The sequence below is a fragment of the Pectobacterium sp. S5 genome (assembly GCF_051707265.1).
GTDB classification, from domain to species: domain Bacteria; phylum Pseudomonadota; class Gammaproteobacteria; order Enterobacterales; family Enterobacteriaceae; genus Pectobacterium; species Pectobacterium polare.
Genome location: NZ_JAULSZ010000001.1, coordinates 799,733 through 816,494 on the forward strand (window position 1 = coordinate 799,733; position 16,762 = coordinate 816,494).

15 protein-coding genes are annotated in these 16,762 nt (G+C 50.3%); 11 read left to right on the top strand and 4 right to left on the bottom strand.

Annotated features, from left to right (window positions below):
- Nucleotides 1-264: 264 nt before the first annotated feature.
- Together QWJ20_RS03645 and QWJ20_RS03650 are read right to left on the bottom strand one after the other, a co-directional pair.
- The gene (locus QWJ20_RS03645; protein ID WP_433991880.1) at nucleotides 265-1,032 is read right to left on the bottom strand and encodes an AraC family transcriptional regulator; all 768 of its coding nucleotides are present in this window, start codon (nucleotides 1,030-1,032) and stop codon (nucleotides 265-267) included.
- A 178-nt stretch (nucleotides 1,033-1,210) separates the two neighbouring features.
- Complete coding sequence (locus tag QWJ20_RS03650; RefSeq protein ID WP_433991881.1) at nucleotides 1,211-1,966, bottom strand: IclR family transcriptional regulator; 756 nt, start codon at nucleotides 1,964-1,966, stop codon at nucleotides 1,211-1,213.
- Between the two features lie 204 nt (nucleotides 1,967-2,170).
- Between QWJ20_RS03650 and QWJ20_RS03655 the strand changes: the two genes are divergently transcribed.
- Nucleotides 2,171-3,508, top strand: a complete 1,338-nt coding sequence (locus QWJ20_RS03655) for an amidohydrolase (RefSeq protein WP_433991882.1) — start codon at nucleotides 2,171-2,173, stop codon at nucleotides 3,506-3,508.
- 86 nt (nucleotides 3,509-3,594) lie between these two features.
- Here the strand turns inward: QWJ20_RS03655 and QWJ20_RS03660 are convergent, their stop codons facing one another.
- Nucleotides 3,595-4,185: a flavin reductase family protein gene (locus QWJ20_RS03660; RefSeq protein WP_433991883.1), complete on the bottom strand. Its 591-nt coding sequence runs from the start codon at nucleotides 4,183-4,185 to the stop codon at nucleotides 3,595-3,597.
- A gap of 382 nt (nucleotides 4,186-4,567) precedes the next feature.
- Here QWJ20_RS03660 and QWJ20_RS03665 point away from each other — a divergent pair, with 382 nt between their 5' ends.
- The 4 genes from QWJ20_RS03665 (at nucleotide 4,568) to QWJ20_RS03680 (ending at nucleotide 7,224) form a co-directional block, all read left to right on the top strand.
- Nucleotides 4,568-4,900 carry a DUF1971 domain-containing protein gene (locus QWJ20_RS03665; protein WP_095698971.1) on the top strand — a complete coding sequence of 111 codons (333 nt, stop codon included), beginning with the start codon at nucleotides 4,568-4,570 and terminating at the stop codon, nucleotides 4,898-4,900.
- Nucleotides 4,901-4,910: 10 nt separating this feature from the next.
- Complete coding sequence (locus QWJ20_RS03670) at nucleotides 4,911-5,249, top strand: DUF1869 domain-containing protein (RefSeq protein ID WP_433991884.1); 339 nt, start codon at nucleotides 4,911-4,913, stop codon at nucleotides 5,247-5,249.
- A gap of 607 nt (nucleotides 5,250-5,856) precedes the next feature.
- Nucleotides 5,857-6,309 (top strand): hypothetical protein, encoded by a 453-nt coding sequence (locus QWJ20_RS03675; RefSeq protein WP_039487680.1) that lies wholly within the window; start codon nucleotides 5,857-5,859, stop codon nucleotides 6,307-6,309.
- Between the two features lie 108 nt (nucleotides 6,310-6,417).
- Nucleotides 6,418-7,224, top strand: coding sequence for a hypothetical protein (locus QWJ20_RS03680; protein ID WP_433991885.1), 807 nt, complete (start codon nucleotides 6,418-6,420; stop codon nucleotides 7,222-7,224).
- Between the two features lie 29 nt (nucleotides 7,225-7,253).
- On the opposite strand, the gene QWJ20_RS03685 is transcribed toward QWJ20_RS03680, so the two are convergent.
- Entirely contained in the window at nucleotides 7,254-8,318 is a 1,065-nt protein-coding gene (locus tag QWJ20_RS03685; RefSeq protein ID WP_433991886.1) for a sensor domain-containing diguanylate cyclase, read from the bottom strand.
- A 452-nt stretch (nucleotides 8,319-8,770) separates the two neighbouring features.
- On the opposite strand from QWJ20_RS03685, the gene QWJ20_RS03690 reads away from it, so the two are divergent.
- From QWJ20_RS03690 to QWJ20_RS03715, 6 genes are all read left to right on the top strand, one after another.
- A complete protein-coding gene (locus QWJ20_RS03690) occupies nucleotides 8,771-10,636 on the top strand; it encodes a beta-glucoside-specific PTS transporter subunit IIABC (protein WP_433991887.1) in 1,866 nt (621 codons plus the stop codon).
- On the top strand, nucleotides 10,636-12,099 hold the full coding sequence (locus QWJ20_RS03695; RefSeq protein ID WP_433991888.1) for a glycoside hydrolase family 1 protein: 1,464 nt from the start codon (nucleotides 10,636-10,638) through the stop codon (nucleotides 12,097-12,099). Before QWJ20_RS03690 ends, QWJ20_RS03695 begins: the two co-directional genes overlap by 1 nt.
- 84 nt (nucleotides 12,100-12,183) lie before the next feature.
- A complete protein-coding gene (locus QWJ20_RS03700; protein WP_433991889.1) occupies nucleotides 12,184-13,023 on the top strand; it encodes a PRD domain-containing protein in 840 nt (279 codons plus the stop codon).
- Between the two features lie 234 nt (nucleotides 13,024-13,257).
- On the top strand, nucleotides 13,258-14,307 hold the full coding sequence (locus QWJ20_RS03705) for a Fe(3+) ABC transporter substrate-binding protein (protein ID WP_224072215.1): 1,050 nt from the start codon (nucleotides 13,258-13,260) through the stop codon (nucleotides 14,305-14,307).
- Nucleotides 14,291-15,988, top strand: coding sequence for an ABC transporter permease (locus tag QWJ20_RS03710; RefSeq protein WP_433991890.1), 1,698 nt, complete (start codon nucleotides 14,291-14,293; stop codon nucleotides 15,986-15,988). The genes QWJ20_RS03705 and QWJ20_RS03710 overlap by 17 nt, the downstream gene beginning before the upstream one ends.
- 21 nt (nucleotides 15,989-16,009) lie before the next feature.
- On the top strand, nucleotides 16,010-16,690 hold the full coding sequence (locus QWJ20_RS03715) for an ABC transporter ATP-binding protein (protein ID WP_433991891.1): 681 nt from the start codon (nucleotides 16,010-16,012) through the stop codon (nucleotides 16,688-16,690).
- Nucleotides 16,691-16,762 lie beyond the last annotated feature (72 nt).

Consider the following 16,762-nt stretch of genomic DNA (forward strand, 5'->3'; position numbering starts at 1 on the left):
TGCAGTAACAATCCTGTTTTCATTACGCTGTATAGGAGAGATAAAAAATTCAACACATATCAAGTGTAAAATTAATATCGAACATCTCGCCTCATAAAAATGTATACATCCACGTCGGGAAAATAAATATCTCCCGGCTAGTTTGGCGGATTATCGATATAAATCGGCGTCAAATGAACACAAGAAAATAACGGAGGAAATTAATTTGGCAATCCATAAACCCTATGAACCTAAAGTCTATGCCTGTGTAGAAAAATGTAGATGTCAGAAGTATTTTGACGGGGTTGTCCCGAACATGGCGCGAAATGCGGCAATAAAGCTGGAAGGCGATTCATACCCTGCCTCGAGCGCTACGGTAGTGACGTTCTGACCGTAGGCCAGACGCTCCAGAGCATACAGCATCCGATGTTTGTGCCGCCAGGCACCGAATGTCAGCTGTGTTTCCAAAATAAATAGTCGCTCAATCGTCCTGCCACTCGCCCCCGCCTCACGGGCAAGTTCGTTTAACGAGCGCCGACTGCCGGGCTCTAGCCTGAGAAGCTCGACTATGCGCAATGCCCTTGGATCTCTGGGCATCATCAGTTCCAACGGAGCATGTTCCTGTAGTTGGATTCTGTCGATCAGCACCTGTGCCAGCCTGCTGCTGTCTGAATCAAGCGAATAGTCCCACGGCAAGGCGGCACAGGCGGCAATCAGTTCACGTACCAGAGGAGACACGTCGATAACGCTACAACGATCTCCCCCCGGCAGAGTTAATCGTTCCGGATCGATATATAAGACGTAGAGTGAGACGGGACGTTTAATCATCAACCCATGTTCAACACCACCGGTAATCCACATTGCGCGGCTAGGAGGAAGGATCCACTCCCCAACGGACGTATTCATGTGTACCACCCCTCGAGAGGCGTAGATGAGCTGATGCCTCACATGCGCATGAGGTTCAACGGAAGCGGGCATCCACTGTTCCTGCTGCCCCACGACAGGGGCACTGGCCAGGTCGGGATTACGAGTGATTTGACGAGATATCGACATAATTAGACATTATATAGAAATCACGCATTTAGCGCCATTGTTAAGCCAAGGATACAAACCCGTTGCAGAAAAGTGGCGTGAGGCGAGTAAATTCAATTTCACGGTAATGGCCCATTTGCGTCACCAGAGTCTGGCGTCGAGAGAGCCTTCCAAGTGAAATCGAATAAATTTTGCCGTCTCAGCGGGTTGAACGTAAATACTCATGGCATTCGCTAACACTGTGCCTCAGGGCGTCTTCTATCGCGCTTCGATGTGAGTGAAACCGGCTGGTAGGGACAACAACCGATATAGCGAGGGGAAGCTGGCCTGAGTTCATGAGAGGAAGGCCAATCGCACATGAACCCATTGCGTGCTCTTCGATATCGTAGGCAAATCCCCCAGCCCGAATGGCATTCAACTGTTCAATTAAATCATCAACATTAACGACCGAACAGGGTGTTACCCTCTCCAGAATATCCGTTCCATACCGTGCATAGACGTCATCATCAGATAACGTTGAAAGTAATGCTTTCCCGTTTGCCATTGTATAAGCGGGATAGGTCACACGCACATCCGGAACCGCTCGGATGCGCTGCTCTGACAGAAAGCGATCCATAAACAAAACGGATGTTCCATCTAACGTTGATAAATCAACGGTTTCTTTTGTTTTTTCGTACAGTCGATACAACGCAGGACGGAGATCGTGAGCAGGCCCTGGACCTGATATCTCCCCCAAACGCCGCAGACCCCAGCCAGGGCGAACGCCCTTGGCACCAGCCTGAACGAGATGTTCACTTTCCAGCGCATCGACAATCCGCTGGACGGTCGATCGAGCTAGCCCTGTCAATGCAGCAAGCTGTCCCAGGCTAAGGCCGTCTGGGCTCTCACAAACTTCACGCAAGATAGCCGCGGCCCGTGAGATAACCTGAATACCGCCCCCAGATTTATCGATCATAATAGCTCACCTTGAATCACTATGTGGTACAGGAAATGTATCGCATTGTGATACACTATTTATGTTACATGCCGACACGCTGCATTTATTCATCCTCAGATTCTCACTGCGTAGTGACAAAGAAAACAGGGCTCAGCATTTCTCTGCTCAGGAACAAGCAAGGCATTAACCACCCTACTCTTTAATCAAAAAGGACGATACTTCATGAAACTTAACGCGACATTATGTCTCCTGCTAACAATGAATTGCATTCCCAATATTGCAAACGCAGTGGATATACAGGAAATAAGCAAGAAAACGGATCTCTATCTCAATCAGCATTACCCTCAGTTGGATAGCTTATATAAAGATATTCATAAGAATCCTGAACTCGGGTATCAGGAAGTCAGAACAACCAAACTTCTTGCTGATAATATGCGCAAGATCGGTTTCCAGGTGACGGAAAATATCGGCGGCACAGGGTTGGTTGCCATATTCCAGAATGGGGCTGGCCCTACCGTCATGGTACGCACAGAACTTGATGCTCTGCCCATGCAGGAAAAAACAGGTCTGCCATACGCCAGTACCGCCAAGCAGACAGGTCGAGATGGGAAAGAGACATTCGTTGCGCACTCCTGCGGTCACGACATTCATATGGCATCATGGTTCGGCACCGCCTCTGCACTAATAAGTATGAAAGACAGCTGGAAAGGAACCTTAATGTTTGTCGCCCAGCCGGCTGAAGAGGAAATTACTGGTGCCAGTGCAATGATTCAGGACGGCATTTTCAAAAAATTTGGTAAGCCAGATTACGCCTTTGCCCTCCACACTTCCCCAATGGAATACGGACTGGTTTCTTTTAAGCCCGGCGTCCAGACATCCAACGGTGATTCATTCGCCATTACCTTTAGCGGGAAAGGGGGACATGGTTCCATGCCGGAAAAAACCATTGACCCCATTATTATCGCTGCACGATTTGTGACTGACGTACAAACGCTAGTCAGCCGTGAAACGTCCCCTAACGCGTTTGGCGTTGTGACAATTGGCGCATTTAACGCCGGATCATCCGGCAATATCATTCCTGATACAGCGAATATTCAGGGAACGCTGCGTACTTACGATGAGAACGTACGTAAAAATTTGATTGAGGGTATCACTCGGTTTGCCAAGGCGTCTGCCGACATGGCCAAAGCACCAAAACCGGAGATTGTGATTGGTCAAAGCAAAGTTGACTCTGTCGTGAATGACGACAGGCTATCCGAATCTACCGCGAAGGTGTTTAGCCAACGATTCGGTCAACATTTCATACAGGCGAAAGAACCCAGCTCTGCCAGCGAAGATTTCTCTGTCTTCGTCAACAATGGCATTCCATCTGTCTATTTTAACATCGGTATTTATTCGCCAGAGCAAATTAAAAAATGGGCAAATGAAGGCGTAGAAATACCCAGCAACCATTCCCCACAGTTTGCACCAGTGCCGGAACCGACCATTCGCACCGGGGTTGAAGCCATGACGCTAGCGGTAATCAATACAATCGATAAAAATGCGGAAAATAAACAATAGCATCAATATTTTTTAATGCTGGCCTACGCTGCAGAAGAGAGAACGCCACCATCAGTAAACGCCGCGGCAGCGTTCTCTCGATAAGATTAATGCCCGTATTTAAAATTAAAACCTAATGCGTCGCCCGTGGTGTCATATTCGCGGAAGTTGTAGATCAGAGGCTTCCATTTTGACGAATCAACAACGTCATTTGCTCCTAATAGCTCGCTCTCCACCCAGACATTCACAATGTCCAGTTCGACAAGAATAAAACGCCCTTTGTCCGTTGTGCTGACGGTTTTACATTCCGCCTGGATAGGACATTCAATCACCCGAGGTGGCGTAATATCGGTAGAGGGTTCAGTGTGAAGGCCGACTTTGGAGAATTTGTCGTGGCAGACCTCAACACCCCATTTAATCTGACCTTCAGATAGCGTATCGCTCCCGGTCAACTTACCCAGTTCTTCAATTTTCTCCCACAGTTTGTAATCAGGAATATTGATGACAACATCAGATCCAGATAATAAATTACTGTAGGTCTTACTTCCTTTAGTGACACCGATAATAATTTTATCACCGAGAGAAATTGACGACGATATAGAAGCAACATTGACTTCTCCGTTGCTACTATCTGTTGTCGTAACAAGGAAAACCGGGAAACCATAATAAAAAGAGCTGAGTTTTACGTTCTTTTTCATTTGAGTTAAAACCTCACCATAGAGTAGCGTTATATTTTCTCATTTCTACTCTTTTGATTTATTTTTAACAATAACTCTAATTGAGTATCGCCAAGGGGGATTTATTACATTCAACATCCCTAATAAGTAGACCATCCAAAAATAACTTAATGTAACTATTCCTTGATGTTAGTTTCCCCTCCCTTCCATAAGCGCAGAAAAATAATCGATATGAGAAACGTCGAACCTTGATAATACAGCCTTTCCGCGACGTGTTGCGGTATTGTAAAAAATTAATTAGCAGAAAATAATTCACAAACATTAAAACAGGTATATGATATGCACCATATGGTTTTTTCCTTCCCGCCCTGCAATGTGGCTGGGTAAAGCATGAGGTTTAAACATGGAACGAATTGTTATACCCGCGAATTATGTTCATACCCGTACCACGCCTTTCTGGACAAAAGAAACTGCCCCTGCGTCTATCTGGAAGCGCCATTTGGATGCGGGGACGCGTCAAGGTGTCTACCCGCGCTTGTGCGTGATGCAAGGGACGATTCGTTATTATGGCTACGCCGATGAGACCAGTCCTGAGCCCGTCGAAACGTTGACGATCGAGGCCGGACAATTTGGCGTATTCCCCCCAGAGAAATGGCACAGAATCGAAGCGTTATCTGATGATACGCTATTTAACGTGGACTTTTATGTCGATCCAAAAATTTTGATAGAAGGTTGAGGTGAACATAATGGCAAGTGAAAATAAAGGCTATTCATTAACACTATTGAACTACGAAAATAATGAAAAAGCAGAAAAAGTTTATCTTAAACCGATGGCTTTTTATGTGCCAAATTTCGCCGCAGGTGCAGTCGTGGAATTACTCAACGAGCTGCCTTCAGCCAGTGAGAATAAAAAAGGGTTTTTGCTGACAGTCACGAATAATAATAACGGCGTGTCCGTTGATAAAGATCTCGCTACGGTCGAAGAGTTAAAAGACAAGACAATTTCAGCTGAAGCAGTAAAAGAACTGGTTAATATCGTACGTGGCTACGATGCGGATGAAGACACTAACGTCTGCGGCTGGTAAAACGATATAGATTAATCATGATCCCGTTGCGTATACGCTGGCTTTCATGAAAATCGAATGGTTAAGATATACCTTTAGTATCCCTACTTATTAAAAAAACAGGCGCTGGATGTCTTTTGACTTAACAAGCGCCCCTGCACCCTACTCTTCGATTATTCAAAATAGCCATTCATGCCACAATACAGGCTTACCAACAGCAATCATCGATCTATCCACACTGTTTATCCGCATCGTTCGCTAATCCGAAAAGAATAGCCAAATTATAATTACCTGGCTATCTAACTCAGTAAGAAAACCCTGTCTATAGCGGTTCGTATAACACAATCATCTCACTCTGGAGAAGCAGGACATGTAAATGAATAATTGCAATTAATATTATTAGCATGAATAAATTAAGAATGGAAAGAAAATATACTTTTAAGGCCTATAAAGCGTTATTAAAATAACCATAAATACTTAAATGTTTTTTATATAATGCCGATTTATTATCAAATCACGCGGTCTGCCTGCGTTTACGGCTACAGCACACAGCGTCGTATTCCGCGTAGTAGGATAGAAAGAATAAAAAGACTGTGGTCACAGATGAAAATACATGGAGTTTTTTCAAATGAAATCAAGCAATATTCTGTTGTCTTCACTGTTCATGACAGCCCTTTTTGCATCAGCTGCTGCTAATGCGGGCCCGAAATTCAATGTCACCTTTAAGAATCTTGGCGCATCCAGCGCTCCGGATGCCATTTTTTCGCCAACGACGACAGCAGAAGTTTTTTCACAGGCGAATGCGTCACCTACACCGAGTGAATTCGTCAAGTCTGGGAATTCAAATCAATATACGATCTCCAATCCAATCAGTGACGTTGGTTCAATGCATGTTCGTTACAAAGTTGGGGCCAAAGTTTGCCAGTTTGATATGACGTATACTGTGAAGTATGTGTTGGGAAATAAAATCCCCCAATGGACTAAAAGCACCACGCCTAGCAACGGCGCACGCTGTGACCTAAGGGTCACGTATGCCAACGTCAATACTCACGACTCAGATGTAGAAATTACCATGAGATAACACCCGTACTGAAAAATAGCTGAGCAACCACTCAGGCATTTTTTATGAATAGGGATAAGCAGCATGAGTCGTTACTTGTCCCTGAATCACAACGAGTGAGAAGAACGAATGATTAACTTCAATGGCCTTTCAAAAAGTACAGTGGCAGATGCGCAGTCCACCAATGACAGTCGCTCGATAAAAAAGCAGGAAAACGTATCCGAAGGCACACAATCCGCGTCTACAGCGTCTGATGGTTATTCAAATAAAAAAAATATCGGCATTACAACGCTGGCAAAACAGCTCAGCGATGCCGCCGTCAGGGCCGAAGCCAGAGATGCAACAAACGATCGCAATGCATTGGCGGCCAAGGCCAAAAGTGCGCATAATGAAATTCTCGGTGTGAATTACGCCAACAACAGAAAAACCCACGATGCGGAAGTCCCCAATAGCGATGACCCCGAGCGATTAGCCAGAGCGAAACAAGCTACAGCGTATACCAATAGTCAAGGAAGTAACCCCTTCAAAGGTCTGTCTCGTGAACAGTTGGCGCTGATTACTTATGACGACAGCGGAACCTTTACGGTGAATGAGCGGCGCGCGGCCTGGAGCGAGGCTTATGATCAGGAGCAAGTGTGGCGCACGATGGCCATAGCACAAAGCAAACTGGAGTGGAGTCGCGGCGAGTTTAAACAAACCGAATTTTTCAAAATGGTGTTAGATCACCATGAGAATCTACCATTAATCGAACAAGCACAGGCACCAGAAGGCTATGTACCACGCCTGAAATACCTGATAGAAATGGACTTCAACTTTATGACTGGGGAATCAGGCAAAGACGCCGATCCGTTCAACCGTCTGTTTGAACTCCTTTCCCCCACCAAACTTCACTTAGAAGATGGCAAACTCACTCTGGATGCAACCAAAGATGCCTGATGAGCAGATGATTACACCCGTACAGGTATTTACGGTTGTGCGGTGATGACATCAAAAGCGTGGGTTTGATCTTTTTTTCGCATCACTTTATTGGCGTACATTGCGGCATCGGCTCGACGGATTACGCCATCAGGCTCATCGACCGAAGGGTCTGCCGTGACAATCCCGATGCTTGCGCCCAAATATTCAATATTGACCGTACCGAGCGAACTGGCCTTACCGAGAGAATAATTCCCCTGTAACAAAGGCGTAATGTCGTCTCTGAAGGAAGAAATCACGCGCTCGTTCTCTCCCGGCGCAACGTTGACCATACGGGCAAAGACAAATTCATCACCACCAAGACGCCCGACGACATCCCCCGGATTGCCCCACGCCAGCAAGCGTCGGCCGACCTCTTGCAAGAAGATATCACCCGCTTCGTGGCCGAACTGGTCGTTAATTTTTTTAAAGCCGTCGAGGTCAATGAACACAATCAACACCTGCTGGTGGTCATTCCCGGCCTGAGAAAACATCGCTTCTAGCGAGTAAAACACGCCCCGGCGATTAAGCAGTCCGGTCAGTGAATCGGTGTAAGAGTATTCATGTAATGCGGCATTGGCGGCCGTCAATTGCTGCACCAGCCACTCTTTCTGCACCTGTTGAGCAATAAGCTGCGCGAATAGACTCAGGATCTGTTCACCCTTGGTTGTCAGCGGCTTATGGTCGGAGCTTGCGGCACAGAGGGTGCCATATAACTGCCCGTCTTCCATGCGCACTGGTGTACTGGCATAGGTCATAATGCCCAGCGCTTGCGCCGCCTCAGAATCCCCCCAACACTCGGCCACGTTAGGCGTATAGCTTTGCCCTTCGTCCAGCGCACGCTTGCACAGCGTGTCATGCCACGGAACCGACGCCCCTTCAGGGATGTTGAGCGTTTTCGTGTTGTGAGCAAACAGAATATTTTGGAAACCCGCTTCGGTGTCAACCTGCGTCAGGTACGTCGATTCCAGATCGGTGACCAACTCCAGCATGACCAATAACTGGCGAACCAACCCCTCGAAGGTATCCTCTGAACGTAACGCGCTCGAAAGGTGAGAAAGCAAATCATCAGTCATAACAATAAATTCCAGAGATGAATATTATAAATAAAAACAATCAATTAACGTGACATTTGGCGTATTTAAAACCGCCATCTGTACAAACTACTTCTACCTACTATGACCTCTTCATGTTACAGAAATCATACGTGCTTTTCGCCTCTCACTTACCCATTTGCACTTGGCGAGTTTATCTCGTTCTGTTTTCTATAATCGGTTAAAAAGCGCCATGTTTTATGCAACATGCCTGAGATTCATCAGCGCCGTCAGGCTAATCCCTCCATTCTGCTATTGCCATCACACTTACCCATTAAGGCTGCACGATCTGTTTGACTTTCCCGCGTGCGAGGACTTACAACAGCAGCACAGGCGTGTAACTAGTTTTCTAGGCAAGACCTGAAGCTCTCCCACTCAACATCATGGGAAGTGCTTCAGGTCTTTTTTCGTTTCTGGATCAGGGGAATCGTCGTATGAGCCACACAGCAGCAGATAATAACGCGACAGCCTATGCCACTACCGCTGAAAAAATCATCACGTTAGTCGGTGGAATTGACAACATTGAGCATATTGAACACTGTTCTACACGGCTACGGCTAAGTCTTTATGACAACAGCCAAGTAAACCAGAACGAGCTGGAAAAGGTACCGGGCGTGCTGGGCGTTCGGGTTAACGTGCAGTGCCAGGTGATCATCGGCAGCGAAGTGATGCAGGTGTACGAAGCAGTGCAGAACCTCGCGGCAGGCCGTAAGCAAACAGATCGCGCCGTGCCAGCAAAAACCAATCGCACCGCTTTTGTTATCGATTTTATCATCAGCGTTTTTCAGCCGCTGGTGCCTGCGATTGCCGGTGGCGGCGTGCTCAAATCGCTGTTACTGCTGCTGGACCTTCTCGGCTGGCTCACCAAAGACAGCTCAACGTACAAAGTGCTGGATAATATCGGTTCCGCCCCGCTCTATTTTCTGCCGATTCTGGTGGGCATCACCACCGCGATGAAGCTGAAAGTGAATGTGCTGGTTGCCGTTTCCGCCGTCTCTGTCATGGTGCTGCCGGCCATGTCTAAACAGCTGGCAGAAGGCGCGGAATTTCTCTCCCTCGACTTGAAAAACGTCGCTTACGCGTCGCAGGTTTTCCCGGCGATTCTGTGCGTCATTTTTTATGCGCAAACCGAAAAGCTCTTCAATCGCTACTCGCCGAGCGCGCTGCGTATTTTCCTGTCACCGATGCTGTCGCTGTTGGTCACCGTTCCCGTCACGCTGTTGGTTCTTGGCCCGCTCGGTTATGAACTCGGTGCGGGTCTGGCTAGCGTGATCCTCTGGCTGTACAGCAAGCTGGGCTTTGTGGCAACGGGGTTGCTCGCCGCTGCGCTGCCCTTCATGGTGGCCTCGGGGATGCATAAGCCGATGCTGCCCTATGCCGTTTCCTCCTTGAGCCAGTTTGGCAAGGAAATGCTCTATCTGCCTGCGTCGCTTGCGCACAACATTGCCGAATCAGGTGCCTGTATGGCGATTGCGCTCAAGAGCAAAGACAAAACGCTAAAATCGACGGCAATTTCAGCCGGTATTTCTGCCCTGTTCGGCATCACCGAACCCGCGCTATACGGGATTACGCTGCTGAATAAAAAGGCGCTCTACAGCGTGATCGCGGGTAGCCTGGTCGGCGGTGCGTTTATCGGTTGGATGGCGATTGAAGCCTTTGCGCTGGTTGGCCCCGGTCTGGCTAGCATCTCCATGTTTATCTCACCGGAAAATAGCTGGAACATTGTCTACGCCATCGCCGGTGCCGCGCTCTCTTTTGTCATCGCCTTTCTCTCCGCCCTGTTCCTCTGGCGGGAAGAGAAGCCTGCCGTCGCCGTAGAAGAAAACCATCATGCGATGACCGAGTGCCAGTTCGCCAGCCCGATTGAAGGAAAAGTGATTGCGCTGGACAACGTGAATGATGAGATCTTCTCCAAACGTATTATGGGCGACGGCATCGCCATTATCCCCGAGAAAGGCGTGCTCTACGCGCCGGCAAGCGGCACGATTGAGAACGTGTTTGAAACCGGCCATGCCGTCAGCATGCTCACCGACAGCGGTGCCGAGCTGATTTTCCATATCGGTATCGATACCATCAAACTCAATGGTCAGGGCTTTCAGCCGAAAGTCACGACTGGCCAACAGGTTAATACTGGCGATGTCCTCGTTGAATTTGACCTCGATAGCCTCATCGCGGCGGGTTACGATCCCGTCGTCATGATGGTTATCACCAACAGCGAGCGCTTTCGCGTGATACCGGAAGCCACTGACGTCGTCATCCATCCCCACACCATCATCATGACCTTAAAGGAGTCTGTGTAATGGATAAAAACATCGCATTCCCGGAACACTTTTTATGGGGCGGCGCGATTGCCGCGAATCAGGCCGAAGGCGCATGGAATGAAGACGGCAAGGGGCCGTCAGTCGCGGACGCGATTACCTGGAAGCCGAACCTCGACCTGAAGAATTACCATGCCCACATGGCGCTGACGGATGAAAACATCGCCGATGCGCTCAACGGAAAAAATGACGCGTTCTATCCCAAGCGGCGCGGCATCGATTTTTACCACCGCTACCAAGGCGATCTGGCGCTGTTTGCCGAAATGGGCTTCAAGGTGCTGCGCGTCTCTATCGCCTGGTCGCGTATCTTTCCGACCGGAGAAGACAGCGCGCCGAATGAGGCCGGTTTACAGTTTTACGACGATCTGTTCCGCGAGATGCGCAAGCACGGCATCGAACCGCTGGTGACGCTTTCACACTACGAAATGCCGCTGGCGCTGAGTGAGAAATACAATGGCTGGGTGCACCGCAACGTACTGGATGCCTTCGTACGCTTCAGCAATGTCTGCTTCGATCGCTATAAGGATCTGGTGCGCTACTGGCTGACCTTTAACGAGATCGACAGTATCCATCGTCATCCGTTTACCACTGCCGGTATCCGTGAAGAGAAAAGCGCGCCGGGACAAGCCAAGCAGGATATTTATCAGGGGTTACATCATCAATTTGTTGCCTCGGCTATCGTCACCCGCGACTGCCATGAAAAAATCCCGAGCAGCCAGGTCGGTTGCATGCTGACCAAACTGACGACCTATCCGCACTCCTGCCGCCCGGAAGACGTCGAAGCCGCGCTGAAAAAGAATCTCGAAAACTACTTTTATGCCGATGTGCAGGTGTTCGGTGAATATCCGCCGCTCATCAAGCGCGACCTTGAACGACGCGGCATTCACATCACCATGCAGCCCGACGATCTGGCTGTTCTCAAACAGCACACCGTTGATTTTGTGTCGTTCAGCTATTACATGTCGCTCACCGAATCCACCCAGCCAGACGCCGAAAGAATCCCGGGTAATACCGTTCTGGGCGTGAAAAATCCGTACCTGCCAGCCTCAGACTGGGGATGGCAGATCGACCCCGTCGGGCTGAAAATTTCCCTGCTGGAGCTTTACGATCGCTACCAGAAACCGCTGTTTATTGTCGAAAATGGGCTGGGTGCGAAAGACGTTGTCGAAAACGGCAAAATCCACGATCCTTACCGCGTTGACTACTTCCGTTCACATTTCGAGCAAATGCGTGAAGCGATTGGCGAAGGCGTTGAACTAATGGGGTTCACCAGTTGGGGCGCGATTGACATCATCAGCGCGGGCACGTCACAAATGTCCAAACGCTATGGCTTTATCTATGTCGATCAGGATGATGAGGGCAACGGTTCTCTGGCGCGGCTGAGGAAGGATTCGTTCTACTGGTATCAGAAGGTCATCTCGACCAACGGTGCCGACCTCACCTGACAGACAGCGCTGCCGCAGGCTACGTGCGCAATGACAGTGATTGGAAAAGCGTAATGAGAAAACCAGCATGATTGGAAGAAAAACGTGATTAAAGTGAAAAAAGCGTTAAATAACAGCATGCTGTTAGTCGACCATGAACAGCAGGAGATGATCCTGTTGGGTAAAGGCATCGGATTTGGTGCCAAACCCGGTTCATTGATTGATGTGACGCACGTTAAGCAGGTTTTCATTCCGCTGGAAAACCTGAAATCACGGCATTTTCTTTCATTGACCGACACCATTCCTGCGGCTTTTTTTGACATCACGCATGAGATCGTCACGCTGGCGCAAAGTCAGTACGCCGAAAAACTTAATTCGGTGCTGTTCTTTACGCTGGCGGAACATCTCTATTTTGCCGTTGAACGTAGTAAAACAGGCAACCACTTCATCAATAAGCTCAGTTGGGAAGTGAAACGCTATTACCAAAAAGAGTACGCCCTCGGCGTGCAGGCAAAAGATCGCGTGTCGGCGCGCTTTAACGTTACGCTGCCCGATGACGAAGCCATCAATATCGCGTTCCACCTCATCAATGCCGCCGGCAGCGCCGAAATTGCCGATGCCCACCAGCAAGTTCAGTTGGTGAATCGTCTGGCGGAGATTGTCCGCTATAAGTTAAACAAGAATATTGATGTCAACGCCGTCGATTATCTCCGTTTTATCACCCATCTACGCTATTTCTCCGAACGAGTGATTGCCCGCAAAATCGCGCCGGGACGCACAGACGATTTCTATCAGGAACTGCTGAAACACTATCCTGACGCGATGGCGATTTCCTGGGCCATCAGGGATTACGTGCAGGAAAAATACCAAATGGCCCTGCCGAAAGAAGAACTTACGTGGCTGACCATGCATATCAGCAGGCTGGCCGAAAGCCAGACGCCATAGCACTCACCTCACGCAACCTAATCAATCGCTGCTATGTTTATCAACATGCTGAAAAATAAAGCAGCGGTTCTCTCCCGATGAGTCCGTATGTTGACCCCCATCACGATCGAGGATCGTGTAGCGCAATGAGATTGAAAACAAGAGTGATTATCATATATAGTTTTTGTCACCTGCAGAAAATATCTCCTTATTTTATTAATTTAGCCCCACATTCACTCTGGAGAAGATAATAACATGTCAAAAACGCTGTCTGTTCTGCGCAAAAAAGCGCGCCTGCTGACGCTGGCTTCATCGCTAATGGTTGCCTACGCCCTGCCTGCTGTCGCAGCAGATGACTCTCTGACGCTCTACACCACGCGTGAGCCCGGCCTGATTCAGCCGCTGCTGGATGCGTTCACCAAAGAGACGTCGGTTAAAGTCAATACCGTGTTCATCAAGGACGGCATGCTGGAGCGTGTGAAGGCGGAAGGCCAAAACTCACCGGCTGACCTGCTGATGACCGTTGATGCCGGTAACCTGATCGATCTGGTAGAAGCGGGGGTTACACAGCCTATTCAGTCCAGTGCATTAACCGACGCTATCCCGGCGGCGCTGCGTGACAAAGATAACCAATGGTTTGGTCTGTCAATGCGCTCTCGCGTGCTCTATGCAGAAAAATCACTGCCGCTGACCGGCATCACTTACGAAGATCTGGCCGATCCGAAATGGAAAGGCAAAGTGTGTATCCGTGCGGGTCAACACCCTTACAATACCGCACTGGTTGCTGCGATGATTGCCCACCACGGCGAAGCCAAAACTGAAACCTGGCTGCGCGGTGTGAAAGACAATCTGGCGCGTAAAGCGACTGGCGGCGACCGCGACGTGGCGCGCGATATCCTCGGCGGCATCTGCGATGTAGGTCTGGCGAACTCGTATTATGTCGGCCATATGAAGAACGCCAAAGAAGGCACCGATGCCCGTAAATGGGGCGATGCCATCAAAGTTGTTCAGCCTACCTTTGAAAATGGCGGCACACACGTCAATATCAGCGGTGCAGCGGTTGCACGTCATGCTCCGCATAAAGATCAAGCCGTGAAATTGATGGAATATCTGGTCTCCGCTCCGGCTCAGCAGATCTACGCACAGGCAAACTACGAATACCCAGTTCGCAAAGGCGTCACGCTGGATTCCACCATTGGCAGCACGATTGGTGAAGTTAATGTGGATAGCACTCCGCTGACCGACATCGTTAAATTCCGTAAACAGGCCAGTCAGTTGGTAGATAAAGTTGGATTCGATCAATAAGACCGGTTCGTCAACCATGCGCGGCGCCTTCGGGCGGCCGCGCCTCTTTTTTTCTCCGCTTCGCATCGCTGCCGTCATCATTGCACTCGGCGTACTGGCTCCGCTGGTTTCCCTGCTTTGGCTAGCGGCTGGCGCGGGTGTTGGCCATTGGGATCACCTGATGCGCTACGTGCTGCCCGATGCCGCACTCAACACGCTCATTCTGCTCGTCGGCGTCGGCGCACTCGTCATGGTGATTGGCGCAGGCTGCGCCTGGCTGGTGACCGCGTTTGATTTCCCCGGCAGACAGTTCGTTAGCTGGGCGCTGCTGCTACCGCTGGCGATGCCAACCTACATTGTCGCTTTTGCCTGGCTCGATCTGCTGCATCCTATAGGGCCGATTCAGGAAGCGATCCGCAGTGTGCTGGGCTACGACAGTCCGCGTCAGTTCCGCCTGCCGGATCTGCGCTCCATGACGGGCGCGATTCTGCTACTCGGGCTGGTGCTCTATCCATACGTTTATCTGACTATGCGCGCGATGTTTATCAGCCAGCCTGCACACTTGCTGGAAGCCGCTCGCACGCTGGGTTTGAGCGCCACGGGCACCTTCCTGCACGTCGCCCTGCCGATGGCGCGCCCTGCGTTGGCCGTCGGCACCAGTCTGGCCTTGCTGGAAACGCTGAATGACATTGGTGCCTCCGAGTTTCTTGGGGTCAATACACTCACCGTAACGGTTTACACCACCTGGGTCACCCGTTCGGATTTACCTGCCGCTGCACAGATTGCCTGCACGATGCTGACGGTGGTCATCCTGCTGCTGACACTGGAATATTACGGCCGGAAAAACCAGCGCTACGGCACTAGCCGACAGATGCGCGGCATCATGCCCGCACCGCTGAAAGGTGTACGCGCCTGGTTGGCGACCTGTGCGACCGCGTTACCTATCCTGCTCGGCTTCATCGCCCCTGCCCTCTTTTTGGCATGGGAAAGCGCCAAACGGCTGGGCGATAGCGTGACGATCTCCGCTGGCCTGATACAGTCGTTGCAGAACTCGCTTCTGCTGGCCGTTGGCGTCACGCTGGTCGTCACGTTCGTTAGCTTGATTATTGCGTGGTATGCCCGTCATTCAGCTATCAATGATCGCTCACCGGAACGCCGCCGCACCATACTGAGAATTGCCTCGCTGGGCTATGCCGTGCCCGGTACGGTACTGGCAATTGGCATGCTGACGCCCGGCATGGAGACGGATAATTTCCTCGCTGACTTGATAGGCTATAAGGGATTGCCGCTGCTTTCCGCCGGTGTCCTGCTGGTGGTCTGCTGCGCCATTCGCTTTATGGCGATTGGGATTGGTGCACTTGATGCCGGGCTGACGCGCATTCCCCCCGTGATGGAACAGGCATCGCGTCTGCTGGGCGAAAGTGAATTCGTCACCTTTTTCCGCGTGCACCTTCCCCTGCTGCGCCCCGCGCTGGTGACCAGTGCGCTGCTGGTATTTGCCGACGCGATGAAAGAGCTCCCCGCCACGCTGCTGCTGCGGCCGGTCAATTTCGAAACGCTAGCGACCGTTCTGTATGCCGAAGCTGCCAGAGGCACCTACGAAGAAGGCGCAATTGCCGCACTGCTGATCGTGCTGGCGGGTACGCTGCCCGTTGTGCTGCTGGCTCGCAGTCAGCTAAAAACGTCGGTTGAGAAAGAATGAAAATCATGAGGAAGAGTCAAGGTGTCTGAGGCTACACTCGTTCTGAATAATGTCCACGTCGCCTACGGGCACAAGCATAATGTTCATCACGTGCTGAACGGTTTTTCTATGGAAGTTACCGCTGGTGAATTGGCCTGTCTGCTGGGCGCATCAGGATGCGGTAAAACCACGGCTTTACGCGCGATTGCGGGTTTTGAGCACCTGACTCAGGGAACGATTCACGTCGGCGGACGCTGTGTGGCTGGCCCAAACGTGCATCTGCCACCGGAACAGCGCAACGTCGGGATGGTGTTTCAGGACTACGCGCTGTTTCCCCATCTGACCGCCGAGCAGAATATTGCCTTTGGCCTGAGAAAACAGCCGAAGGATCTTCAGCAGTCCCGCGTCCGCTCCATGCTTGAGCTGGTCGATCTTGTCTCGCTGGCACAACGCTACCCGCATGAGATGTCCGGCGGACAACAGCAGCGTATTGCACTCGCACGGGCGCTGGCTCCGCAGCCTGCTGTTCTGCTGCTCGACGAACCCCTATCCAGCCTCGATCCCGACAGCCGCAAACGACTGGGACAGGAAGTGCGCGACATCCTGCGCGATGCCGGACAAACCGCGCTCTTAGTCACACACAGCGAACAAGAAGCCGAACTGATGGCCAGCCACATTGGCTATTTGAAAGAAGGTACGTTGGAATGGCGGGAACGACGCTAGAAGTAGAGTAACCGATTAAAGAGAATGGTAATGCGGTTCGATGAATTGAAATCGGCTTCTGATGTGAAGCCG